Origin of the sequence: Campylobacter sp. JMF_04 NA10 (assembly GCF_027737655.1) — a bacterium.
Taxonomy (GTDB): domain Bacteria; phylum Campylobacterota; class Campylobacteria; order Campylobacterales; family Campylobacteraceae; genus Campylobacter_B.
In genome coordinates this window covers 359,239-382,471 of sequence record NZ_JAOVTZ010000001.1, presented here as the reverse complement: position 1 = coordinate 382,471, position 23,233 = coordinate 359,239, and the positions used below count along the sequence as shown (strand labels likewise).

Here is a 23,233-nt window from a genome sequence, read left to right as displayed (position 1 = left end):
ATTGCGCCTAGTAGAGAGCTTTTTAAGTATCCAAGGCGAGGGCAAATACTCAGGCAGACTTGCGCTGTTTATGCGTTTTGCGGGGTGCAATCTAAAATGCGCTGGATTTGGCGTGAGCGCTCGATCCCCTAAAACTGGCGAAATTTTGGTTGGGTGCGATACGATTCGCGCGGTGCAGACGGGGCATTTTGAGAGTGAAGAAGTAGTTTCGGCGAAGTATTTAATAGAAAAAATCAATGGCGAAATTTCAAATGCAAATTCGCAAAAACCCATTATAATCATCACTGGTGGCGAGCCACTTTTGCACCACAAAAACGAAATTTTTATCGAATTTATCCAAAATTTACAAAGGTTAAATTACCAGGTGCATTTCGAAACAAACGGCACGATTTTAATCGATTTTGAAAAGTTTGCGTTTTACAAAGATTGCGTTTTTGCTATCTCGCCGAAGCTCTCAAATTCGGGCGAACCGCGCGAAAAACGGCTAAATTTTGAGGCTTTAAAAGCGATTAAAAAAAATGCAAAAGATAGCTTTTATAAATTTGTAATTTCGCCTGAATTTGACGCCAAAGCCGAAATTTGCGAAATTTTAGCAGAGTGCGAAAATGATGTTTTTTGTATGCCTCTTGGCGCAAACAAGGCGGAGTTGGAGCAAAACGCAGAATTTGTCGCTAAATTTTGCATAAAAAATGGTTATAATTACTCCGATAGAGCGCATATTAGAATTTGGAACGATAAGGAAAGTGTATGATAATCAGAAAAATGTATGAGTTCGAAAACGCCCATATAGTGCGCTTTTGCGGGTCGCAAAGGTGCAGACAGAGTATCCATGGGCACTCGTATAAATGCGAGGTTTTGCTTAGCTCAAACTACCTTGACAATGCTGGCATGGTCTATGATTTTGGCTATATGAAGCTTGGGATTAGGAATTTAATCGATAGTTTCGACCACGCTACGACGATATTTTCTGGCGAGAGCGACGAGTATAAAAACGATTTGAAAAAATACAGCGCGCGCTGGATAGAGATCCCGCAAAATGCGAGTGCGGAGCAGTTTGCGAGAATATTTTTTATCTTAATTCGCAGACTTTTAGAACTAAGCGAAATGAAAAACGGCGAGCGCGAAGTAAGGCTTCATAGCGTCATCGTGCATGAGACTTCCACGGGCTATGCGCAGTGCTTCGAAGAAGACGCCGATAACGAAAATATGGGCAAAATCGAGCTAGAAGAGATTAAATTTTCCCCTGGCGTAATAGCTGAGTGGAGGGATAAAAAAATGTTTGAAAAGCTCGTAAATGGCGTGAAATTTAGCTACGAAAAGGATTGCTAGTGAGAGCGAAAATTTTGGGTATTTTTGCGGTTTTAGCACTTTTTACGGGGTGCAAAGAAGAGGAAGAAAAGGTGCTAGAAAAGCCGCCTGTATCTAGCGAGGTGCCTAGTGATGTGAGCATCGCAAACCCTGACCCGCTCCCGCAAATCAACCCCCAACTCCCGCCAGAACCAGTGGTAGAGTAATGGAGTATATGTTTGCTAGCGCGCTAGGCTTTCATAAATTTTTCGCCTTTGTCTTTGGCGCGCTTACGATTGTGTATTTTGCTCTAACGCGCCTTAAAATCGATAAAAACATTAAATTTTACACTTTAAATTCAGCCGAGAAAAACGGCGTCGTGAAATTTCCTGCTTTGCGAAATTTAAGGGGGATAAAAGCGCGCAAAAAGCTTTTTAATGGGCGAAAATATTTGGCTAGAATTCGCAAATTTTTGCCCGTGTATTACGCTGTTTTGGCAGCGATTGTAACAACTGGGGCTGTAATGTTGCCAGTAATGGCTAGCGTGAGCGTGAGTGTGGGGCTGATGTGCGTGGGCACAGTGTGCATAATGGGGCTGTGCGCGGTGGGATACAAACGCCTTAAACGCGCATTTTTGGGGCAAAAATTTGAAATTTACCGCGCGCAAATAGCTAAAATTTTGGGCGTAATTTTTGCGATAATTTTGATAGTGAGTTTTATATAATGGTATTTTTTTATGACAAAAACGCAGGAAGCGAGATTTTGGAAATTTTGGGGGAAAATTTTTCGCATTTGCGCGCTAGACGCCTTAGCGTGGGCGATAGAGTGGATTTTAGAAATTTGCGCGATGAGAGCAATTATATCTATGAAATTACCGAGATTTCACGCAAAACCGCGGTATCAAATTTGGTTTTTAAAAACTCCGTTATCTCTCCAAAGCACGAATTTTGCCTTGCTTGGGCGGTGGTCGAGCCAAGCGTAATCGAAAAAACGCTTCCTAGCCTAAATGAAATGGGCGTGGCAAAAATCATTTTTGTTTATAGCGATTTTTCGCAAAAAAATGTTAGGCTGGATTTGGAGCGCATGGGGCGAATTTTGATAAATTCGTCGTGTCAGTGCGGGCGAAATTCTATCATAGAGCTTGAAATTTTATCTAGTTCGGACGAGCTTTTGGCTAAATATCCAAATTCGGTTTTGATCGATTTTGAGGGCAAAAGTTTGGAGATTTTTGATAAAAACGAGATTCCTTTTATAGGCCCAGAGGGTGGATTTTCCGAAAATGAACGCAAAAAATTTAGCAAATCTTACGAGCTAAATTTGCCATATATTTTGCGCTCAAACACCGCGATAATGACTGCTTGCGCAAGGCTTATTTTCTAAAAAAGTCAAATTTGATTTTTTAAAAATTTTATTGTATAATTGCAACCTTTTAAAATTTGCAAGGAGTTAAAATGAAAAAAGATATTCACCCAAATTATGTTGAAACAACCGTAACTTGCGCTTGTGGCAACACTTTTAAAACACGCTCAAACAAAGAAGAAATCCGTGTAGATATCTGCTCAAACTGCCACCCATTTTTCACAGGTAGCGAAAAAATCGTAGATAGCGCGGGTCGTGTTGAGAAATTCAAACAAAAATATGGAATGAAATAATTGCTTTATTTCGTTCCTACGCCGATAGGAAATCTCGCTGACATTTCAACCCATGCCCTTGAAATACTCACCAAATGCGAGATTTTTATCTGCGAGGACACAAGATTTAGTAAAAAACTTCTAAACTTACTTAGCGAAAAATATCAGATAAATTTCACTCCAAAAGAGTTTTATTCGCTTCACACGCACAACGAAAGCGAATTTTTCGCCAAATTTGACACCTTAAATTTCACCCAAAAAAATTGTGCATTTTTAAGCGACGCTGGCATGCCTTGCATTAGCGATCCAGGGATTGCGCTTGTGAAATTTGCCCAAAATAACGACATCGAATACGAAATTTTAAGCGGGGCAAACGCGCTTTTGCTAGCAGTTGCAGCCAGCGGGATAGTGGAAAAGGAATTTTGCTTTTTAGGCTTTTTGCCAAATACTGGCAAAGAGCGCAAAATCGCCATAGAAAACATGCTCAAAAACCCATATCCATGCGTGATTTACGAATCGCCAAAGCGGATTTTAAGCCTTGTTTGCGGTATCGAAAATTTAGACGAAAATCGCCAAATTTTTGCCATAAAAGAGGCGAGTAAAAAGTTTGAAACCAAATTTTTTGGCAGCGCAAAAGAGCTGGCCCTCACCCTAAAAACTGCGAATTTAAACGGCGAGTGGGCTGTGGTGGTAGCTGGTGCAAAAGAGGCAAATTTCGAAAAAATCAGCGAAAACGACATTAAAAGCCTTGAAATTTCGCCCAAAATCAAGGCAAAATTGCTTGCTAAAATCACCGGAAAATCTGTCAAAGAAATCTACAACGATTTGATAAAATAAGGCATCTCTTAACCATTTTTTGCTAAAATCGCAAAATGATTATTTACGGAAAACAATTATTTTTACATATTTTAGAACACCATAGCGAAAAATTTGTTCGCATTATGCTTGCCAAGGAGTGCGAGAGCGATATTTTTCGCCGTATTGCGCGCACTGGTGTCAAAGTCGAGCGCGTAGATAGCAAAAAAGCCCAAGCTTTGGCGCATGGTGGCAATCATCAAGGTTTTTTAGCCGAGGTTAGCGAGTTTGAATTCGCTGAGTTTGCGAGTGTGAAAAACGATGAATTTTTGGTCGTTTTATACGGGCTGACCGATGTGGGAAACATCGGCGCGATTATGCGCACGGCTTACGCTTTGGGCGCAAATAGCGTGATAATTGTCGCAAATAATCTAAACATCGAAGGCATTTTAAGGGCTAGTTCGGGTGCTGCGTATGAGCTAAATGTAGTTAGGCTCGCTGACGGGCTTAGCGCGCTAAACGAGCTAAAACAATCTGGGTTTGAAATCTGCGCTGCCAGTGCGGACGGAGAGAATTTCAAAGAGCTTAAATTTGCCAAAAAAAGGGCGCTTGTCATGGGTAACGAGGGGTTTGGAATCCCTGCAAAAGTGCTTAAAAAATGCGATAAAAAAGTATCGATCAAAATGCGCGAGGGCTGGGATTCGTTAAATGTAAGCGCCGCTTTTGCGATACTTTGTGATAGGATTTTAAATGGATGAGAAGGAAAAAAAAGATCTAGATTTAGAGCGTTTGCGAGGCATGGATTTAGGCGAGGTCGCCAATGTAACGCATATCGAAGTGGAAAATTTAAAAGCGATTTTAGATAAAGATTTTCAAAAACTTGCGAATTTCAATGTCGCTGGATATATTAAAATTTTAGAGCGCGAATTTGGGCTGGATTTGAGCGAGTGGTTGAGCGAGTTTAGGGCCGCAAAGGCTAGTTTTGAACCAAATAAAAGAGCCCATGTCGAAAAGGTCTATGCGCGTGCAAGTGGCAGCAAAAGAGAGGGTGGAGGCTGGATAATATGGCTAGTGGCGATATTTTTGATAATCGCTGCGATTTTTTATTTCGAGCTTCATAAGAAATTTAATGAATTTTTAGGCTCCATGCTAAATGAAGAAACTAACGCCACATACTCCGATAATAGCGTGGTTAGCGATACGCAAAAACAGCTAGAAGATGTAGGTATTAGGCCTTATGAATCGCCGCGCGCATTGGAATTTAACGCTAGCGATTATAATACAAGTGATTACAACGCAAGTGCGCCAAATGCGCTAGATCGAAGCATACAAATCATCAAAGCAGAGGCTAATGCAAGCGACGCAAACGCAAGTGATAGCAATGCTAGCGATAATAACACAAGCGCGAAATTTAGCCCAAGCGATGAGCTTAAACTCACACCGCATGTTAAAATTTGGCTAGGAATAATAAATTTAACTACTGGCAAAAAACGAGAATTTGTTACAAGCGAAAGCTATACGCTAAGTGCTAGCGACGAGCTTTTAATCGCTACGGGGCATGGTATGTTTGACATAGGAAAGCCGGGCGATCCGGTGAAATTTAGCGAGAAAAACACAATCAAACTCCACATCAAAAACGGCGAAATAAACAAAATTTCAAACGAAGAGTTTATTCGGCTAAATAAGGGCAAAAAGTGGTAAAAATCGTTTTCGCGCTCGCGTTTTGTTTGGGGCTGGCTTTTTGTGCGAGCCCTAGCGAAATTTTGGCGCGTTACGATATCAACGCAAGTGAAGATTTGAGCGATAAAAACGGCTTTGCCGACCTTGCAAAGATAAGCAAAATTTTAGAAAAAAACCAAATTTTAAATTTCACTCCAAGCGATAGGGCGCGCGGGATTGAGATAAAATTTCTTACAAAGCAAAATTCAAAATTTCTTTTAAAACCGCTAAATTTGGTCTTTGACAGGCTAAATTTAGAGAATTACAAAAATTTAGCTTTTTTAAATTTAGACGAGGGCGAAAAGCTAAGAAGCATACTTTTGCGCACAAACCGTATGGTCGATCCTGGCGCGATTTATACTGAGCTTAAAAAGCATAAAATTTATGTCGAGGATTTTATGATTTTAGGCGATGTAATGCTGTTTCGCCTAAATTTTGAGAGTATGAATTTGCTCACAAACAAAGAACAAAACGAGCTAAAAAGTAGCTATTTTATAAATATCGCAAACACCAAAAAAGCAGTTGTTAAAACCAAAGGCGCGCAGGTTTGGTATCCAAACATAGCCTTTTATGACAAAAATTTAGACGAAATTTCAAACAAAATCAGTGAGGCAAAAGTAAAAGAGTTGGAGATTAAATTCCCGCCAAATGCGCATTATATGCACCTTTGCGACGCATTTGCTGGGGAAAATATCAAACAAGGCTTAGAAATCAAACTTATAGGAGGATGAGATGTTTGACGAGATTAGATTTGGCAAAATAGAGCGATTGCCTAATTATGTTTTTGCTGAGGTCAATGCGATTAAAATGGCAGCACGCCACAAGGGCGATGATATAATCGACTTTTCTATGGGTAACCCAGACGGCCGCACGCCACAGCACATCATTGACAAGCTTTGCGAAAGCGCGCAAAAGGACAAAACTCATGGTTACAGCGTAAGTCAGGGCATTTACAAGCTCCGCTTGGCATGTGCTAACTGGTATAAGCGCAAATACGGCGTCATGCTTGATCCTGATAGCGAAATCGTCGCGACAATGGGCTCGAAAGAGGGTTTTGTGCATTTAACAAGCGCGATAATCAACCCTGGCGATGTAGCCGTAGTCCCAGATCCTGCCTATCCGATCCACACCCAAGCCTTCATTATCGCAGGCGGAAATGTGGTGAAAATCCCTTTGCCTTACGATACGCAAACTTTGGAATTTGATGAGAATAAATTTTTCATCGAACTTCAAAAAACATTTGATGAGAGTATTCCTAGACCAAAATATGTCGTGGTAAATTTCCCGCACAATCCAACAACCGTAACCGTCGAAAAGAGCTTTTATGAGCGCCTTGTAGCAATGGCGAAAAAAGAGAGATTTTATATCATCAGCGATATCGCTTACGCTGAGATTAGCTTTGATGGATACAAAACTCCAAGTATCTTTGAAGTCGATGGCGCCAAAGATGTCGCAGTCGAGGCATACACGCTATCGAAAACTTACAATATGGCTGGCTGGCGCGTGGGATTTGTGTGCGGAAATAAACGCCTAGTTGCTGCGCTTAAAAAGATAAAATCGTGGTTTGATTATGGTATGTTTACCCCAGTCCAAGTCGCCGCTACAATCGCGCTTGATGGCCCACAAGAGTGCATTGATGAGATAAGGGCGACTTACCAAAAACGAAGAGATGTCTTGCTAGAAGCCTTTGGCAACGCAGGCTGGGAGATCGCTACCCCGCAAGCTAGCATGTTTGCATGGGCAAAACTACCTCCGCAATGCGCTGGATTAAAGAGCATGGAGTTTTCAAAACAGCTTCTAACACAGGCTTGCGTGGCTGTAAGTCCTGGAATTGGCTTTGGAAGTGCGGGAGATGATTATGTGCGAATTGCCTTTATCGAAAACGAAAATAGAATCCGCCAAGCAGCGCGAAATATCAAAAAATATCTTAAAGAGGTCAAATGAGAGTAGCGATTTTAGGCGTCGGAACCGTCGGTAACGAGGTAGCAAACATACTCATCGAAAACGAAAAGCTAATCACTGCGCGCGCTGGGGTTAAAATCGAGCCAGTTATCGGCGTGGTGCGAGATCTAAGCAAAAAGCGCAGTGCTAAAATCCCGCTAAGCGATGATTTAAATTCAGTCATAAACCGCGATGATATCGATGTTTTTGTCGAACTCATGGGCGGAGTCGAAAAGCCTTATGAGATAGTTAGTGAAATTTTAAAACGCAAAAAGGCTGTCGTTACTGCAAATAAGGCACTTTTGGCTTATCATAGATATGAGCTTGAAAATTTAGCCGGCTCCACGCCTTTTGGTTATGAAGCTAGCGTAGCTGGCGGAATTCCGATAATCAAAGCTTTGCGCGAGGGTTTAAGTGCGAATAAAATCGAAAAAATCATCGGTATATTAAACGGTACTAGCAATTATATCCTCACAAATATGATGCAAAAAAACGAAAATTTCGAAGACGCACTCAAAAAAGCGCAAGAGCTAGGTTACGCCGAGGCTGATCCGACCTTCGATATAGGCGGATTTGACGCAGCACATAAACTGCTAATTTTAGCTAGCATTGCTTATGGGGCGCAGGGCAGACCTGAGGATATTTTGATTAAAGGTATTGATAGGATTAGCAAAGAAGATATATATTTCGCGCACGAATTTGAGTATGTAATCAAGCTCTTAGCGATTGCCAAACGCATAGATGATGGGCATATCGAGCTTCGTGTTCATCCTGCACTTATCCCGCAAGATGCAATGCTCGCAAAAGTAGGCGGGGTAATGAACGGCATTAGCGTTTTTGGCGATTGTATGAGCGAGAGTATGTTTGGCGGACCAGGAGCTGGTGGTAGGGCTACTGCAAGTGCTGTTATAAGCGACTTAATAGATATTGCACGAGGCAACAAAAGCCCGATTTTAGGCTATAAAAAAGAACTTGGAAATAATATTGAAATTTTGCCTATGCGAGAAATTCGCACGAAGTATTATTTGCGAATTCGCGTCAAAGACGAAAAGGGCGTTTTGGCTAAAATCACAAATATATTAAGCGAAAACAACCTCTCAATTGATAGCTTTTTGCAAAAACCAAAGCAAAAAACAGAAGAGTGCGTTACGCTGTTTTTCACCACTCACACGAGCTTAGAGGCCGATGTCAAGCGCGCTATGGGCGAGCTAGACGCGCAGGAGTTTATCATACAGCGACCATTTATGATTAGAATCGAAGAGTAATGGGGCTAAAAAATTATCTCTTTGGATTTTCTGCCGAGGATAGGGCTGCTGGGTGGTTAGAGCAGAATAAATTTAAGATAATCGCGCGAAATTTTCACTCGCGATTTGGCGAGATTGATATCATCGCGAGCAAAGATGAAATTTTGCACTTTATCGAGGTTAAGGCGACTAGTGGCGATTACTGCGCTGCTAGCCGTGTAACGCCTGCAAAGATGAGCAAAATTTTAAAGGCGATTGATTATTACATTTTGACAAACGAAATTTGCGATGATTGGCAGATTGATTTAATTGAAATTTATCCGCAACGGATAAATTTTATCAATAATATTTCATTATAACCCAAATTTTTACCTTTCATTAATATTGTAAAACTATAATAGTCCGATTTTCAACCAAATTTATTTAAAGGAGAATTTATGGGAAAATATATCGAACTTACATCTGCAAATTTCAAAGATGTAGTAGGCGAGGGCGTTGCGTTAGTTGATTTCTGGGCTCCATGGTGCGGACCATGCCGTATGATTGCCCCTGTCATCGACGAGCTAGCAAACGAGTTTGAGGGCAAAGCTAAAATTTGCAAGGTAAATACCGATGAAGCGCAAGATTTGGCAGTAGAATTTGGCGTTCGCTCGATCCCAACTATGCTATTTTTCAAAAACGGCGAAGTTGCAGCTCAACTAATCGGCGCGCAATCAAAACAAGTAATCACCGATAAAATCAACTCATTACTTTAAAATTTAAGGGCGAAAGCCCTTTTTATTTTTCACTGAAATTTAGCCCTAAATTTGATTAAAAAATAAAACAAAGGAGAAAAAATGTTAGATTTAGCAATCATCGGTGGCGGTCCAGCTGGGCTAAGTGCGGGACTTTACGCCACAAGGGGCGGACTTAAAAATGTTGTAATGTATGAAATGGGTATGCCAGGAGGTCAAATCACAAGTAGCTCCGAAATGGAAAATTACCCTGGTGTAGCGACCGTGATGGACGGCATGAGCTTCATGGCGCCATGGCAGGAGCAGTGCTTTCGCTTCGGGCTCAAACACGAAATGATAAGCGTCGAGCGTATCAAAAAGGACGAAGACGGCGCATTTAGCATATTTTTAGAGGGCGGCAAAACCGCTCGTGCCAAGGCTGTAATCGTAGCCACCGGCTCGAAACCTCGCAGAGCAGGGGTCAAGGGCGAAGACGAGTTTTTCGGACGCGGGGTTAGCACATGCGCTACTTGCGACGGATTTTTTTATAAAAATAAAGAAGTAGCGGTGCTTGGCGGTGGAAATACTGCGCTCGAAGAGGCGCTGTATCTAGCAAATATCTGCTCGAAAGTCTATCTAATCCACAGAAGAGACGGTTTTCGCGCTACGCCAAACACTATCGAAAAGGTCAAAAATAACGAAAAAATCGAGCTTATCACAAATGCAATCGTCGATGAGATCAAAGGCGATAATAGCGGAGTAACGGGCATTGTCGTTAGCGATAAAAACACAGGTGCAAAAAGAGAATTGAGCCTGCCTGGGATTTTTACCTTCGTGGGGCTTGATGTGCGAAACAGCGTGCTAAGGGACGAAAACGGCGATTTTATCTGCAATATGAACGACGAGGGCAAGGTTGTGGTAAATCTAAAAATGCAAACAAGCCTGCCAGGTCTTTTTGCGGCGGGTGATTTGCGCATAGATGCGCCAAAACAGGTCGTTTGCGCAGCCGCTGATGGCGCGACAGCCGCCCTTGGCGTGATTTCATATCTAGAACACTCAAATTAATCAAATTCTAAATTCTTAAATTTCAACCCCCAGCCACGCTTTGTGGTTGGGGGTTTATGTAAATTTAAAATTTTTCAAAAATACTAAGTTTAAATTTTTAAATTCGTATAAAATTTGCAGAATTGTGAATTTTGGAAAATTTTGCGCTAAGAATTTGAAATTTTGAAATTTAAATTTTGGCGAGAGAGTGAGGGAATCGAACCCCCCAGAAAGCGGTCAACCGCCCTCTTATCGGATTTGAAGTCCGCAGACGCCACCAGGTCATCATCCTCTCCAAAACTCGCCATTATAGCAGGCTAAATTTGATTTTAGATTAAATTTTTAACCTAGATTTGCTCATTAAGAGTGAAGGCAGGATTATGAGCGCGCCAAGCAACAAAAGCGCCATTACAAGGCAGATCAAAAGCCCAAAATAAATCGTCGGCCAAAAATTGCTTATCATCATAACGCTAAATCCCAGAATTATTGCAAACGAAGTATAATACATCGCATACCCGATACTAGCGTGGCTTGCGCGGATTGCCTCTGCGCTATCTTGCGTGCGCGCGAACTCGCGTCGGAAGCGAAATAGATAGTGTATGACATCATCTACGCCGATACCGATACTAATCGCGGCAATCGTAATACTCATAATATCTAGCGGAATGCCTAAAATCCCCATTATCCCAAAGCATACGCAAAGCGGGATTAGATTTACCACAATCGCGATAAATGCGTAGCTTAGCGAGCGGAAAATCAAGCAAAACAGCACAAACAAAACCCCAACCGTAATGCCAAGTGTGCCGATTTGCGAGCTCATTAGGGTTTGGAGCATGTTGTTATAAAGCACCATTATACCGCTTACCTGCGCGCTTACGCCGTCATTTGCGAGCAATTTATCTAAATCATTTTGCAAATTTTGCAAAAATTCATTTCGGCGTAAATTTGGGTCGCTATCAATCGTGCGAATGCTAAAATGCGCCTCGTTTTCTTCTATGCTAACATAGGGTGAAAGCACCATTTCTCGGTAGTTCGCAGGCAGTTCAGAGTAAATTAGCGCTAGCATTAAATCATCTAGCTCCTCGCCTGAGTTTATATCGCGCCCGACTTGCAAAAGAGAGCTAAGAGAGCTTACTTGCCCGATAAATTTGTGATCGCTAATGTTTTGGTCTTTTAAAAATGCGTGAGTTTTGCCTATAATTCGCATTTTTTGGGAGCTAAACCAGTATTTTGGGTCGTTTTCGTTCGCGGCGTATTCAGCCTCGAATTCGTCCATTTCCTCGCTTGGCGCGCTCTGCGATTTTGGGAATTTTATCACGATATCGAGTGGAATCGTGCCACCAAGCTTGGTGTCGATGACCTCCATACCGGCATAAATCGGGGTATTTTCCTTAAAATAGCCAATGAAGCTATTTTCCACACGCAATTTGCTAATCCCAAAAATCCCAGCCAAAACAGCTAGCGCGCAAACTGTGTAAATTTTGCCTCTGTGATTTAGGGCTAAATTCGCACAAAAATGGGTGAAGCGAAACTGCTTCTCAAAACTGCGATTATTATGCGTGCGCCTAGATATGCTCATCACCGCGCCAAAGAGGCAAAACACCACGACTAGCGAGCACGCAATTCCCACGCTCATCATAATTCCTAGCGAAATCACAGGCTTAATATCGCAGAAAATTAGCGACATAAATCCCACTATTGTGGTAAAAATCGCAAAAAAGCATGGCTTAGCCCGCTCGCGCAAGACCGCATATACTAGCTGGCGTTGCGAAAAGCTAGGAAATCTGGCGCTGTATTCGCGGTAAGCTACGATTAGGTGGATACACACAGAAACCGTGATGATTAGCACAAGGGCGATGAAATTTGAGCTAATTACGGTGATTTCAAAGCCCAAAAGGCCGAAAAGCCCGCTACTGATCATTACCGAGTAAGCGCAAATGATAAGCGGAAGCACTATGAATTTCGCTTGCCTAAAAAAGAGCCAAAAGCACGCTAGCAAGAGCACCAGCGCGCCCACACCATAAGTGCTAAGGTCGTTTCTGACATAGCTTATCATATCATCGGCTATCATATTTATACCGCCCAAAAACAGCCGCTCGCTAGGGTGCGCGCTAGAAAATTCGGCGATTATGGCTCGAAGGTTTTGTAAATTTTCGTGGTCTTTGATACGAAGTTCATCTCTGTAAGCTTTGAAATTTTGCTCGGCAAGTTTTAAATTTTGCTTTAAATTTGAAATTTCGGAATTCGCCAAATTTGATTTTTTTGCCAAATTTAGGGCGTTTTTCGCACTATCTCGCGCACGAAGTAGCTCTTCGTATTTTTTCTCTGGTTTTAAATTTATCAAAATTCCAGTCGTGCCAAAATCTGCGCTGACTAAATTTGAAGCGTAAAATGGGCTAGTTAGTAGCTCACGCTTAGCAGCGGCTAGGTCGATATCTGCGTCTTTTAGCGTGGGGATATGTTTTAAAAGCTCGCTCAAATCGCCCTTTTTGTTTAACAAAAGTGGCACATTTCCCAAATCCACCACGCTATCAACGAAATCTAGCGCGCTAAATTTGGCGTTAAGCTCTGCTATGTTTGATAGTGTCTGTTTGCTTAGCAAGTCTTGCGAGGGGGTGTATGCTACGACGAAAAAATTCGGTGTAGCATATCGCGCGCTAACTTCGCGCCAAATCTCTAAATCCTTGTCGTTTTCTAAAAGCAGGGTTTGACTCGAAGCGTCGATTTCTAAATGTGTGCAAAAATAACCAAAAAAGAGCGCAAGAGCGCTAAATATAGCTAAAACGCTCTTTGGAAATTTGACAATTAAGCGAAAAATGCGTTTCAAGCGTTATTTGCCACTTTCGATTACGGTCGCATTAAGGCGTTTTAATAGCTCGTCAAAGCCCAAATTTTGCGCGACATCGCCAAATTGTGAGCGGTAGGTTTGGATTAGGCTAACACCCACGATATCGACATCGTAAATGCGCCAATCGCCGTTATTTGGGAAAAATTTAAAATCTATTGCGTAATTTTTCTCTTCGCCGATGATTTGCGTTTTTAGCACGCGTCTTTTATCGCTTGGAGCTTCTTTGCTTAAAATTTTCATATCTTGGTCGGTATAAAGCGAGAGTTTATCAATAAATGAGCGTTTCAAATGCGCCTCGTAAGCTTTGTTAAACTCGGCGATTTGGGCGTCTGAAAGGTTCGCATAATGCTTGGCAAGGGATAGTTTTGCCATTTGTTTATAGTCAAAATACTCGTCAAATAGGGCGAAAATTTTGGCTGGTTTTGCGTCCTTTGCGAGCGCGCCGTCCCTCATAATCGAAACTGCTGTGGCGACCTTTTGGCTCATTACTGGCTCGATATCAGCGTCGCTAATAGCGTGTGAAAAACTAAAAAGCAAAAACGCCAAAGTTAAAATTTTAAAAAATTTCATTTTTATTCCTTTATTTTTTGTTCTCTGCTTTGCTCATAAGCATCGCGTAAAAATGGGTATAAATCCACAGCCCCGCTTGTCATTTTCTCGTAAAATTCAGGATCGCGAGAGTAATCGTTAAAAATCCTAAACGCATTTACCGACATACTTACGGTGTTATCATCGATGTAATTTACCGGATTGGTGAAAAAGTCGCCCACAAGCCCGAAAGTATCGCGCAGGTTGCTAGACCCTAGTATCGGCCAGACGATATGTGGTCCTGCTGGCACGCCCCAGTATCCTAGTGTCTGCCCGAAATCCTCATCGTGGCGCGGTATGTTAAAATGTAAGGTCGCTGCGTCGCTAAGCCCAGCAAAACCGATTGTAGTGTTTATCAAAAATCTCTTTGTCTCGTCCCATGAGTTTTCGAATTTGCCCTGTAAAAGGTTGTTTGTCAGGCGCATTGGATACATTAGATTGTGGAAAAAGTTCGCAAACGCCCCTTGTATGGGATCTGGCATGACATAATCATAGCCTGTGGCCACAGGTGTCACCAAATAGCGGTAAAACACATCGTTAAAGCCCGTCATTACGCGGTTATAGCCACTTAGCGGATCAAAAACTTCCTTTTGACTATACTCGGCGTCAAACTCATCAATCTCAGCGCTAGTATCGGTGGCATACAGCGCACAGCTACATGCAACGGCGCATAAAAAAGCTCTATGAAATTTCAACCCTTATCCTTTTAAATTTAATCGAAAGGGCGATTTTACAAAATTTAAGTAAATTTTTGTCTATGTGTGAAATTAAAATTAAAATAATGAAATAAAATCCCATAAAAAGGTATTTTTAAGCTTTTTAAATATATTATTTTATACAGACAAAATCACAAAAAGTAAATGAAATAAAAAGGAAAATTTATGAACGCTAAATTTGCGCTAGAACTTTATCTTAGCAAGGATACGACGCTGATTTCACGCCATATCGCCTTGCTAAAAGCTGTCGATGAGACTAAATCAATCACCAAAGCCGCCCAAAAAATCGGCATTAGTTACAAAAACTGCTGGGATAGCCTAAATTTGATAAACAACGCCAGTAAAAAGCCTCTGATTTCTCGCGCGCAAGGCTCGAAAAAAAATAGTGGCTCGGAGCTCACTGACTACGCTAAAAGCCTAATTCGCTCCTATGATATCATCAGCAGGGTCGGCGATAGCTTTTTGGAGCAAATTTTAAAGGCCGATGATATCAGCGATGAAAATTTAATCGCCTTGGAGCGAATTGGCATAAAACTCTCAGCCAGAAATCAATTAAACGCCGTAATTAGCGAGATTAGCAGAGGCGCGGTCGATAGCATAATCACGCTCACGCTCTCAGGTGGCCAGAAGCTAGATGCACAAATCACAATCGAAAGTGAAAAAAACCTAGAATTAAGGCCTGGCAAAGAGGTTTTGCTAATATTCAAAGCCCCAAGTGTGAAAATTTTAAAAGGCGAAAATTTGGGCGAGCGTAGCGGCGTGAAATGCAAAATCAGTGATGTCAAAATCGGCATTAAAAACGCTCAAATTTGCCTTGATACCGCAGGTCATCAAAACATAATCGCCATAATTTCGCGCAAAAGCGCAAATGAGCTAAATTTGGGCGTGGGCGATGAGGTGATGGCGTGCATAGAGCCCGATGATATCATTATCGGCGTGTGATTTTAAAGCTTATATTTTAAAATTTAATCAATTTCATTTTAAAGGAGAATATATGAAAAAAAAGTTTTTTTTGTGCGCTCTTGCGCTATGTGGCGTGCTAAATGCGGGCGAGGTATCTATCGCAGCGGCTGCGAATACGACTTACGCTTTTGACGAGATTAAGGCTGAGTTCGAAAAGCTAAACCCAGATACTAAGCTAAATGTGAGTCTTGGCGCAAGTGGCGCGCTAAATACGCAGATCAAAAACGGCGCACCATTTGATATTTTTATGGCAGCTGATATGAAATTTGCCGATGATTTGTTTGAGGCTGGTTTTGCTACGGCAAAGGCGCAAACTTACGCCAAGGGCAAAGTAGCGATGTTTAGCGTGCGTGGCGTGGATCTAGGGAAAGGGCTTGACGCGCTAAAAGACGAAAAGGTAAAAACGATTTCTATCGCAAACCCAAAAACAGCCCCTTACGGCACTGCTAGCGTGGAAGCTATGCAAAAGGCTGAAATTTTTGATAGCGTAAAAGGAAAAATTGTCGAGGCTAAATCAATCGGTGAAGCCCTAACTCAGGCGCTAAGCGCGGCAGATATCGGCTTTGTGGCAGCAAGTGCGATGTATGCGCCAAAAATGAAAGAGGGCGGTTGCGCAGGTGCGCCGTGCGAGGAGGGCAAACATTTCGTGCTTGTGCCTAGCTCGCTTTACGAGCCAATCGCGCAAGGCATGGTAATACTTAAAAAAGCCCAAAACAACGCCGAAGCAAAGGCATTTTATGACTTTATTTTAAGCGATAAGGGCAGGGAAATTTTCGCCAAATACGGATATGAGTTTTGAGAGTTAGGGTAGAGCAAATTTTAGCGAGCGAGGGAATTTATAAAATTCTTTTCTCTCACGGGCTTTGTGGAGTTTTTTTAGAACTCCCAAAGCCCATTAGTGTGGGATCTGGCGTAGAAATTGGCTTGAAAGCGACGCAGGCTTTTTTGGCGCGCAAAAAATGCGAAATTTCGGCAGAAAATGAAATTTGCGCCAAAATTTCAGATATTAAATTTGGCGAAATTTTATCAAATTTAAGCTTTTGCAAAAGCGGGCAAAATTTAGAATTTGACATTATCGCAACCACACAGAGCGTGCGAAATTTAGGGCTTTGCGTGGGCGATAAAATTTACATTTATGCAAATGCAAGCGCGATTTTTATAGAGAAAATTTATGATTAAGATTGATTGCGAAAAACGGCTAAACGAAAATTTTAAAATCAGCGTGAATTTAGAGATAAAAAAGGGCGCCTTTGTCTGTCTGTATGGGGCTAGCGGATCTGGTAAAACCACGATTTTAAGGCTACTTGCTGGCTTTATGAAAATAGATAGCGGGGCGATTACAAACGGCGAAATCACGCTAGATAATGGGCGAAAATTTATGCATGCTAAGCAGCGAAAAATCGGCTTTTTGTTCCAAGACTACGCGCTTTTTGAGAATATGAGCGTGATAGAAAATCTACTTTTTGCCAAAAAAGATTTGCAAAAAGCGGGCGAAATGCTAAAATTTTTAGAGCTTGAAAAATACGCAAATTTCGCTATTTCGCAGCTCTCTGGCGGACAAAAACAGCGCGTGGCACTGGCTCGCGCGCTCATGCAAAGCCCAGAAATTTTGCTACTTGATGAGCCGTTATCGGCGCTAGATTATAAAATCCGTGAAAAAATCCAAGACTATCTCAAAAAAATCCATGAGAAATTTCGCCCTACAATTATCCTTGTCAGCCACGATATCAGCGAGATTTACAGGCTGTGCGAGCGTGTGTATGAGCTAAAAAATGGAAGCCTTGTGCGCGAGGGTTCGCCAAGTGAAATTTTCTTGCAAACTAGCGGTTCGCAAAAATTTAGCTTTCGTGGCAAGGTGGTTGCTTTGCGCGAAGCAGGTGGCGTAAATATCGCTATAATCGCTGTTGGAGCTCAGCTTTGCGAAGTGGTTTTAAGCGTGAGCGAGGCTAGGGATTTGCGCGTGGGCGATAGCGTGAGCGTGGGCGCAAAGGCCTTTAATATAAATTTGAAAAAAATCGAGGAAAACAATGATTGAAGCTTTACGAAATTTAGACCTCACGCCGTTTTTGATTTCGCTTAAACTCTCGGTGGTGACGACATTTACTCTGTTTTGGATTTGCCTGTTTTTGGCATATTTTATGGCGTATAGGGAGTTTCGCGCCAAAAGCGTGATCGAAAGCGTCATTTCGCTTCCACTCGTGCTTCCACCAAGCGTGCTTGGATTTTATCTGCTTGTGTTTTTATCGCCGTATTCGACGCTTGGCAGGTTTTTCGATGAAAATTTTGGTGTGCGATTTGTCTTTAATTTCAGCGGTTTGGTGATTGCAAGCTGTATTTACTCTCTACCATTTATGTTTTCGCCAATGCTTAGTGGCTTTCGTTCGCTTCCAATCTCGCTTCGCCACGCTTCGTGGTCGCTAGGCAAGGGCTTTTTTGCTACGCTTTTTAGGGTGCTACTACCAGCGATGAAGCCGTCCTTGATAAGTGCTGTGGTGATATGCTTCGCGCACACTATGGGAGAGTTTGGCGTGGTGCTGATGATAGGGGGCTCTGTGAACGAGCAGACCAAGGTAGCTTCGATCGCGATTTATGAGGCGACTGAAATTTTGGATTTTACCAGCGCGCATTTATACTCGGCGATTATGCTGATTTTTAGCTTTTTGGTGCTTTTGGCTATGCATTTTTTGGGAGAAAGGTCAAATAAAATAAGACTTTAATCACTTTTTTGCTAAAATGGCGCGAAAAATTTAAATTTTTGGCATAAAAATGGAAGATAAAAGAGTAATAACCAAACGATTTTTTATAGCTTTGATTCTTGGAATTTTGGCTATTTTCGCGCTTGTTTTTTGCATTTTTGGCTTTGTGGGCTCAAATATCCAAGCCGAGCTTTCTACCAAATTAAGCGTAGCAAAAAACGCTGTAAAAGACCGCAACGCCGAGCTTTTTAGCGAACTTCAAATTTTATCTGAAAACCTCAAAACCTATCAAGGTTTAAAAACCGAAAACGAGTATGCAAGAAGAACCTTGTATTTCCGTCTTATCGAGCATACAGCCTTACAAAAGCAAAATTTCGACGCGATTTTTTATGTCAGGGCTGTGGGTAATCAAGACGAGGTTATAGCTTCGTATTTTAATGATTCGGCTATGTCAAATTTGGGCGAGATTAGGCTTGATAATTTTATCTCAAAAATCAAAGACAACCGCTATATATCGCGCTTCATGCCGATTAATGGCGCAAATAGATATTTTTTGATCCAAAAGGTCGAGGCAAATACATTTTTGATAGCCTTTGTAAACACAACCTCGCTAAATGACAAATTTACCGGCCTTGGCGAAATTTTGCTTTTTAACAAAGATGGCGAAATTTTTAATATCACAAACGATATTTTCGCACTTTATACAAATAGATTTGATTTTGAAGGCGAGAAAAAACTCAAAATTTTAAAAAGCCTTGGCGAGCGCAAATTTGTCTATTTTGAGAAATTTGACGATTCTAACAATTTCATAATGATAAGCAAAAATTTAAAAGAATATCTAAGCCTAAAAAACCTTTTGGTTTTGCTAGCGCTTGGGTTTTTGTTTTTGTATTTGCTAATCACTTTGTTAAATTACAAATTTTTAAAACGCCGAATTTTCGATCCTTTGCACCTGCTTCACAGCTCGGTTTCAGGCGGTGTGTATAAATCCACAGCGACCAAAATCGAAACCATGGGCGCACTAGATCAAATTTTAGAAATCGCGCAAAAACTCGATGAAAGCGTGCAGTATTCGGGCAGGGCTAGCAAGGTGGATTTCACATTTATCGACGCGCTGAAAAAAAGCTCGCTAATGATTTTTAGCGTCGAAAACACAAATGGCATGATAAACAACGCTAGCCTTAGAGCCAAGGAGCTTTACGGCGATGATATCGTGGGCAAAAATATCTTTACGCTAGAAGCGACTTCGCTGTATGAAAACGCCCGCCAAAGCCAAATTTCACTTTACACCAAAGAAAATTATGTTATCCACACGCACGATACCCCAAACGGCAAAAAGGATATGTATATCAAAAAGACCTTTGTGCGCAATGGCGAGGATATTTTGGTGCTTTATGTCCTACTTGATGCTTCAAAATACCGCAAATTTTACACCGATACCAAAGAAAAGTATAAATATCTAAATGACGCCCCAATCGTAACCGTAGTCATCAAAGGTGGCGAAATAATCGATGTCAGCGCTAGTTCGCGTGAAATTTGGGGATATGAAAATACTCAAATTTTAGAGGGCAAAACATATTTTTGGAGCTTATTTCAAAAAAGCGACGCCGATTCTTTGCAAAACGAGCTAAGAAACCTTATGAGTGATACTAGGCAAAATAACGAGGTTACTAAGCGGGTTTATCCGATTTTGCATAGAAATTCGATTAGAGCGTTTTATGAGATTACGATTTGTCTGTATAAAAAAGAGCGCAAAGTCGTTATGTATTTTACCAACATACACGATAAGCTCATGGAAATCAACAAACTTAAATCAGATATGAAAAGCAACGAAGAGCTTTTAAAAACCAGATCGTATAGCCCATGCACGATTGATTTGCTAGCTAAAAAAATCATGCTTAGCAAAGAGTATATGGAGATTTTAGGTAGTAAGGAAGCCAGCGTCGATACAGAGATGAGTATAGGCGATTTCGTAGCGAAAATTTACTATGTGGATTTGAAGAAATTTAACGACGAACTTAACAAATGCAAGCTAGGCATAAGCGATGAGATTTCATGCGAAATCAGAATCAAGCTAAATGACGAGCTAAGCGATAGCGATCAAGGAAATGCTGAGCTAAAATACGCGTGGATTAGCCTGCAAGGATATGCTAGCAAAAAAGAAAAAAGAAGTGGCGGTGCCGAAGAAATCGTCGCTACTATCGAGGATATCACCACTAAAAAAGACATTGAAGCTGAGCTAAATTTAAATTCAAATGTATTTTTAAGGTCGTTAGAGGCGATTGTCATCACAGATGATATTGGTAGGATTATCCGCGCAAATAGGGCGTTTTATACGATTATGCAATTTAGCGAAACCGATGTCGTGGGCGAGGTGCCAGAGTATTTCAGAGTAGATCACGACGGCGGTATAATGGGCGAAATCAAGGAAAAGCTTGACAAAGAGAGCCTAAGCTATACAGATGAAATTTACTGCGTCAAGAAAAACGGCGATGATTTCCCTGCGCTGTTTTCGGCTATCGCGATAAAAGATGAATTTGGCGTGGTAAGCAACTATATTTTAATGTTTAACGAAATTTCTGAGATTAAGAAAAAAGAGAGCGAGCTTGTCAAAATCGCTCACCACGACGCGCTCACAGGCTTGCCAAATAGAATCTACATTATGAACGCAGCGGGCGAGTATCTAAGCGCGGCAAAGGAACAAAACAGGCTTGCGGCTGTGCTATTTATAGATTTTGACGGATTTAAGGCGATTAATGATAATTTCGGCCACGATGTGGGGGATTTGTTTTTGCAAGAAGTCAGCAAGACTATGAATAACCTACTTCGCAAGGGCGATATTTTAGCCAGACTTGGTGGAGATGAGTTTGGCGCGATTATCGGGGATTTGAAAGACGAAAAAGCAGCGCACGCGCTATTAGAGCGACTTTTAGGAATTGCGAATAAAAAATTTAATCTTGACGGCAACGAGGTAAGTGCGAGCGTGAGCGTGGGTGCGGCGTTTTACGACGGAAGCGAAGAAATCGATTTTAACGAGCTTTTAAGCAGGGCAGATCGGGCGATGTATCGCGCTAAAACGAGCGGAAAAAATAGATATTGTATCTTTGATAAAGAGAATTTCGATGATTTACAAATCAGCGAGGAAAGGCTGAAAAAATCTATCGAAAATAACGAATTTTTCATGCTTTATCAGCCTATCATCGATGATAAAGACAAAATTTATGGCTACGAACTTTTGCTTCGTTGGCGACGCGAAAATTTGGGCGTTTTGCTACCTAGCGACTTTTTATTTGATATCAGAGAGCCGAAACTTGAAATTTTAATCTCTAAATTTTCATTTACGCAAATGTTGAAATTTAACAAAGAGACAAATTCTCTCTGCTCGATAAATATCAGCCTAGAAGTGCTAAAAAGCGATGAATTTTACCATTTTGCTTCGCGCGCGATAGAAAAATACGCGCCAAAGACTGAGCTATTTATGTTTGAAATCACCGATTTTAACGACAGAACCGCGACTGATTTCAAACTCATTAGACAAAGATACGCTGATTTTGGCATTAAATTTGCTCTAAATAATGCAAATCACCAAAATTCAAAATACCTAAAAGGTATGCCTTTTGATATCATTAAAATCGATATGAGGCTCTGCCTAGATGTCGCCAAAAAGCGTGAAGGTATAAAAAATCTGCTAGATTTGGTGAAATACTTGCGCGGCGAGCTGAAATTTGAAAAACTAGGCGCACAGGGTATCGAAAATGCGCTCTCACGCCGTTTGCTTAAAAATTTCAAATTTAATTTTATGCAAGGAAATTTCCTCGGAAAGGCCGTCGATAGAAGAGAAATCACCGCTATCATCGCCAAACTAAAAGAGGCCAAGGGTGCTAAGCCAATCACAAAAGATGAGTTTGAAAACTTTTTGATTGCCCTTGATTACAAAAATATCGCGCTTGAATTTTTAGAAAACGCAGAACACGGCGATATCACCGATCTTCGCTTTGAAGTTTTCCAAGAAGAAATCAAAGAGATTAAAACCAGAATCGAAAAATCCACAAGCCATAAATTTATGCTAAATACAGAAATTAATAAGCAAATTTTGGATATTCTTGCGCTTGAATTTGAAGATTTACAAAACTTCATTACAAAATACAAAGCGCGAGTAGATAAGTTTATACTAAATTTGGAGGAATCATGATAAATAGCGTCAGTGCGGACTTTGATCACGAAATACCAAATGGTTCGCGCCTATATTTTGGCACAAGCGCAAAACTAAAAAGAGAACTCGAAAACAAAGCTAGTAAAATTTTAGAAAATCACGGATTTAGCGAAATTCTCACGCCATATTTTTCGTATCATCAGCATTTAAGCGTGGCTGGGGCGAAGCTTTTGAAATTTTCTGATCCTAGCAACCACGAAATCGCACTCCGTGCCGATAGCACGGTCGATGTCGTGCGAATCGTGCGCCGAAGACTAAAAGATGAAAGCCTAAAAAGACTTTTTTATATCCAGCCTACATTTAAATACCCTAGCGAGGAATTTTACCAAATCGGCGCAGAGTTAATAGATGAGAGCAACCTAGCCTTGGCGATAAAAATCGCAATAGAAATTTTTAGAGAATTTAGCTTAGAACCTGTTTTGCAACTAAGCAATATCGAAATTCCAAAGCGAATTTGCGAAATACTAAATTTACCGATTAGCGTTTTTGAAAAGGGCGAGATCGAGACGATTTTGGCTCAAAACTGCGACTGGCTATCTAAAACAGCGCGTGCGACAAATTTGGACGATGTGGAGAATTTACGAAAAATCGTCCCAGAGGAGATCAAGCCTTGTTTAGATGAAATTTTAAATTTAGGCGTAGAGTATAAAAATATCAGAGTTTCACTTTTGTATTATTCAAAAATGCGCTATTACAAGGCGCTATTTTTTAGATTTTTAGACGAAAATAGCGTGCTTTGCAATGGCGGAAATTATGAGATTGACGGATTGAAGTCGAGTGGTTTTGCACTTTTGGTTGATGCATTGATAGAAAAATTAATGATAAAGGATTAAAC

The 23,233-nt window shown here is 41.2% G+C and carries 25 protein-coding genes and 1 tRNA gene; 22 read left to right on the top strand and 4 right to left on the bottom strand.

Translation table 11 applies throughout. The features are described from left to right. The first annotated feature begins 1 nt into the window (after position 1). The 15 genes from OFO12_RS02005 (at position 2) to trxB (ending at position 10,395) form a co-directional block, all read left to right on the top strand. Complete coding sequence (locus tag OFO12_RS02005) at positions 2–751, top strand: 7-carboxy-7-deazaguanine synthase QueE (protein WP_270869401.1); 750 nt, start codon at positions 2–4, stop codon at positions 749–751. Beyond that, a complete protein-coding gene (locus OFO12_RS02000) occupies positions 748–1,329 on the top strand; it encodes a 6-pyruvoyl trahydropterin synthase family protein (protein ID WP_270869270.1) in 582 nt (193 codons plus the stop codon). Before OFO12_RS02005 ends, OFO12_RS02000 begins: the two co-directional genes overlap by 4 nt. Beyond that, positions 1,329–1,514 carry a hypothetical protein gene (locus OFO12_RS01995; RefSeq protein WP_270858431.1) on the top strand — a complete coding sequence of 62 codons (186 nt, stop codon included), beginning with the start codon at positions 1,329–1,331 and terminating at the stop codon, positions 1,512–1,514. The genes OFO12_RS02000 and OFO12_RS01995 overlap by 1 nt, the downstream gene beginning before the upstream one ends. Next, the gene (locus OFO12_RS01990) at positions 1,514–2,011 is read left to right on the top strand and encodes a hypothetical protein (protein WP_270869269.1); all 498 of its coding nucleotides are present in this window, start codon (positions 1,514–1,516) and stop codon (positions 2,009–2,011) included. Before OFO12_RS01995 ends, OFO12_RS01990 begins: the two co-directional genes overlap by 1 nt. Continuing rightward, a complete protein-coding gene (locus OFO12_RS01985) occupies positions 2,011–2,667 on the top strand; it encodes a 16S rRNA (uracil(1498)-N(3))-methyltransferase (protein ID WP_270869268.1) in 657 nt (218 codons plus the stop codon). Before OFO12_RS01990 ends, OFO12_RS01985 begins: the two co-directional genes overlap by 1 nt. Before the next feature lie 71 nt (positions 2,668–2,738). Continuing rightward, complete coding sequence (rpmE, locus tag OFO12_RS01980; protein ID WP_270858428.1) at positions 2,739–2,939, top strand: 50S ribosomal protein L31; 201 nt, start codon at positions 2,739–2,741, stop codon at positions 2,937–2,939. Next, positions 2,940–3,755 (top strand): 16S rRNA (cytidine(1402)-2'-O)-methyltransferase, encoded by an 816-nt coding sequence (gene rsmI, locus OFO12_RS01975; protein WP_270869267.1) that lies wholly within the window; start codon positions 2,940–2,942, stop codon positions 3,753–3,755. It begins immediately after the preceding gene. Positions 3,756–3,790: 35 nt separating this feature from the next. Beyond that, positions 3,791–4,471: a 23S rRNA (guanosine(2251)-2'-O)-methyltransferase RlmB gene (gene rlmB / locus OFO12_RS01970; protein WP_270864809.1), complete on the top strand. Its 681-nt coding sequence runs from the start codon at positions 3,791–3,793 to the stop codon at positions 4,469–4,471. After that, positions 4,464–5,414 carry a hypothetical protein gene (locus OFO12_RS01965; RefSeq protein ID WP_270869266.1) on the top strand — a complete coding sequence of 317 codons (951 nt, stop codon included), beginning with the start codon at positions 4,464–4,466 and terminating at the stop codon, positions 5,412–5,414. The genes rlmB and OFO12_RS01965 overlap by 8 nt, the downstream gene beginning before the upstream one ends. Then, a complete protein-coding gene (locus OFO12_RS01960) occupies positions 5,408–6,163 on the top strand; it encodes a hypothetical protein (protein ID WP_270865859.1) in 756 nt (251 codons plus the stop codon). The genes OFO12_RS01965 and OFO12_RS01960 overlap by 7 nt, the downstream gene beginning before the upstream one ends. A 1-nt stretch (position 6,164) precedes the next feature. Beyond that, positions 6,165–7,376 (top strand): LL-diaminopimelate aminotransferase, encoded by a 1,212-nt coding sequence (locus OFO12_RS01955; protein ID WP_270862213.1) that lies wholly within the window; start codon positions 6,165–6,167, stop codon positions 7,374–7,376. Next, positions 7,373–8,638 carry a homoserine dehydrogenase gene (locus tag OFO12_RS01950; protein ID WP_270869265.1) on the top strand — a complete coding sequence of 422 codons (1,266 nt, stop codon included), beginning with the start codon at positions 7,373–7,375 and terminating at the stop codon, positions 8,636–8,638. The genes OFO12_RS01955 and OFO12_RS01950 overlap by 4 nt, the downstream gene beginning before the upstream one ends. Further along, positions 8,638–8,976 (top strand): YraN family protein, encoded by a 339-nt coding sequence (locus OFO12_RS01945; protein WP_270864814.1) that lies wholly within the window; start codon positions 8,638–8,640, stop codon positions 8,974–8,976. Before OFO12_RS01950 ends, OFO12_RS01945 begins: the two co-directional genes overlap by 1 nt. A 78-nt stretch (positions 8,977–9,054) precedes the next feature. Next, positions 9,055–9,372 carry a thioredoxin gene (gene trxA, locus OFO12_RS01940; RefSeq protein ID WP_270862210.1) on the top strand — a complete coding sequence of 106 codons (318 nt, stop codon included), beginning with the start codon at positions 9,055–9,057 and terminating at the stop codon, positions 9,370–9,372. Positions 9,373–9,453: 81 nt separating this feature from the next. Next, positions 9,454–10,395 (top strand): thioredoxin-disulfide reductase, encoded by a 942-nt coding sequence (gene trxB / locus OFO12_RS01935; RefSeq protein ID WP_270862209.1) that lies wholly within the window; start codon positions 9,454–9,456, stop codon positions 10,393–10,395. A 177-nt stretch (positions 10,396–10,572) separates the two neighbouring features. Here trxB and OFO12_RS01930 read toward each other — a convergent pair. The 4 genes from OFO12_RS01930 to OFO12_RS01915 all read right to left on the bottom strand — a co-directional run bounded on the left by OFO12_RS01930 (position 10,573) and on the right by OFO12_RS01915 (position 14,505). Then, a tRNA-Sec gene (locus tag OFO12_RS01930) sits at positions 10,573–10,670 on the bottom strand. Positions 10,671–10,708: 38 nt separating this feature from the next. Continuing rightward, the gene (locus OFO12_RS01925; protein WP_270869264.1) at positions 10,709–13,201 is read right to left on the bottom strand and encodes an efflux RND transporter permease subunit; all 2,493 of its coding nucleotides are present in this window, start codon (positions 13,199–13,201) and stop codon (positions 10,709–10,711) included. Between the two features lie 3 nt (positions 13,202–13,204). After that, on the bottom strand, positions 13,205–13,792 hold the full coding sequence (locus OFO12_RS01920) for a Tgt2/MlaC family protein (protein ID WP_270869263.1): 588 nt from the start codon (positions 13,790–13,792) through the stop codon (positions 13,205–13,207). A gap of 2 nt (positions 13,793–13,794) precedes the next feature. Then, on the bottom strand, positions 13,795–14,505 hold the full coding sequence (locus tag OFO12_RS01915) for an MlaA family lipoprotein (RefSeq protein ID WP_270865865.1): 711 nt from the start codon (positions 14,503–14,505) through the stop codon (positions 13,795–13,797). A 186-nt stretch (positions 14,506–14,691) separates the two neighbouring features. On the opposite strand from OFO12_RS01915, the gene OFO12_RS01910 reads away from it, so the two are divergent. The 7 genes from OFO12_RS01910 to OFO12_RS01880 are packed head-to-tail and all read left to right on the top strand — an operon-like array spanning position 14,692 to position 23,231. After that, the gene (locus tag OFO12_RS01910) at positions 14,692–15,468 is read left to right on the top strand and encodes a TOBE domain-containing protein (RefSeq protein WP_270869262.1); all 777 of its coding nucleotides are present in this window, start codon (positions 14,692–14,694) and stop codon (positions 15,466–15,468) included. A 52-nt stretch (positions 15,469–15,520) separates the two neighbouring features. Beyond that, the gene (modA, locus tag OFO12_RS01905) at positions 15,521–16,288 is read left to right on the top strand and encodes a molybdate ABC transporter substrate-binding protein (protein WP_270869261.1); all 768 of its coding nucleotides are present in this window, start codon (positions 15,521–15,523) and stop codon (positions 16,286–16,288) included. Beyond that, positions 16,285–16,668, top strand: a complete 384-nt coding sequence (locus tag OFO12_RS01900; RefSeq protein ID WP_270869260.1) for a hypothetical protein — start codon at positions 16,285–16,287, stop codon at positions 16,666–16,668. Before modA ends, OFO12_RS01900 begins: the two co-directional genes overlap by 4 nt. Continuing rightward, positions 16,661–17,524, top strand: a complete 864-nt coding sequence (locus OFO12_RS01895; protein ID WP_270869259.1) for an ABC transporter ATP-binding protein — start codon at positions 16,661–16,663, stop codon at positions 17,522–17,524. Before OFO12_RS01900 ends, OFO12_RS01895 begins: the two co-directional genes overlap by 8 nt. Beyond that, the gene (gene modB / locus OFO12_RS01890; protein ID WP_270869258.1) at positions 17,517–18,206 is read left to right on the top strand and encodes a molybdate ABC transporter permease subunit; all 690 of its coding nucleotides are present in this window, start codon (positions 17,517–17,519) and stop codon (positions 18,204–18,206) included. The genes OFO12_RS01895 and modB overlap by 8 nt, the downstream gene beginning before the upstream one ends. Before the next feature lie 49 nt (positions 18,207–18,255). Next, positions 18,256–22,377, top strand: coding sequence for a sensor domain-containing diguanylate cyclase (locus OFO12_RS01885; protein ID WP_270869257.1), 4,122 nt, complete (start codon positions 18,256–18,258; stop codon positions 22,375–22,377). Then, positions 22,374–23,231 (top strand): ATP phosphoribosyltransferase regulatory subunit, encoded by an 858-nt coding sequence (locus OFO12_RS01880; RefSeq protein WP_270869256.1) that lies wholly within the window; start codon positions 22,374–22,376, stop codon positions 23,229–23,231. The genes OFO12_RS01885 and OFO12_RS01880 overlap by 4 nt, the downstream gene beginning before the upstream one ends. Positions 23,232–23,233: the final 2 nt, after the last annotated feature.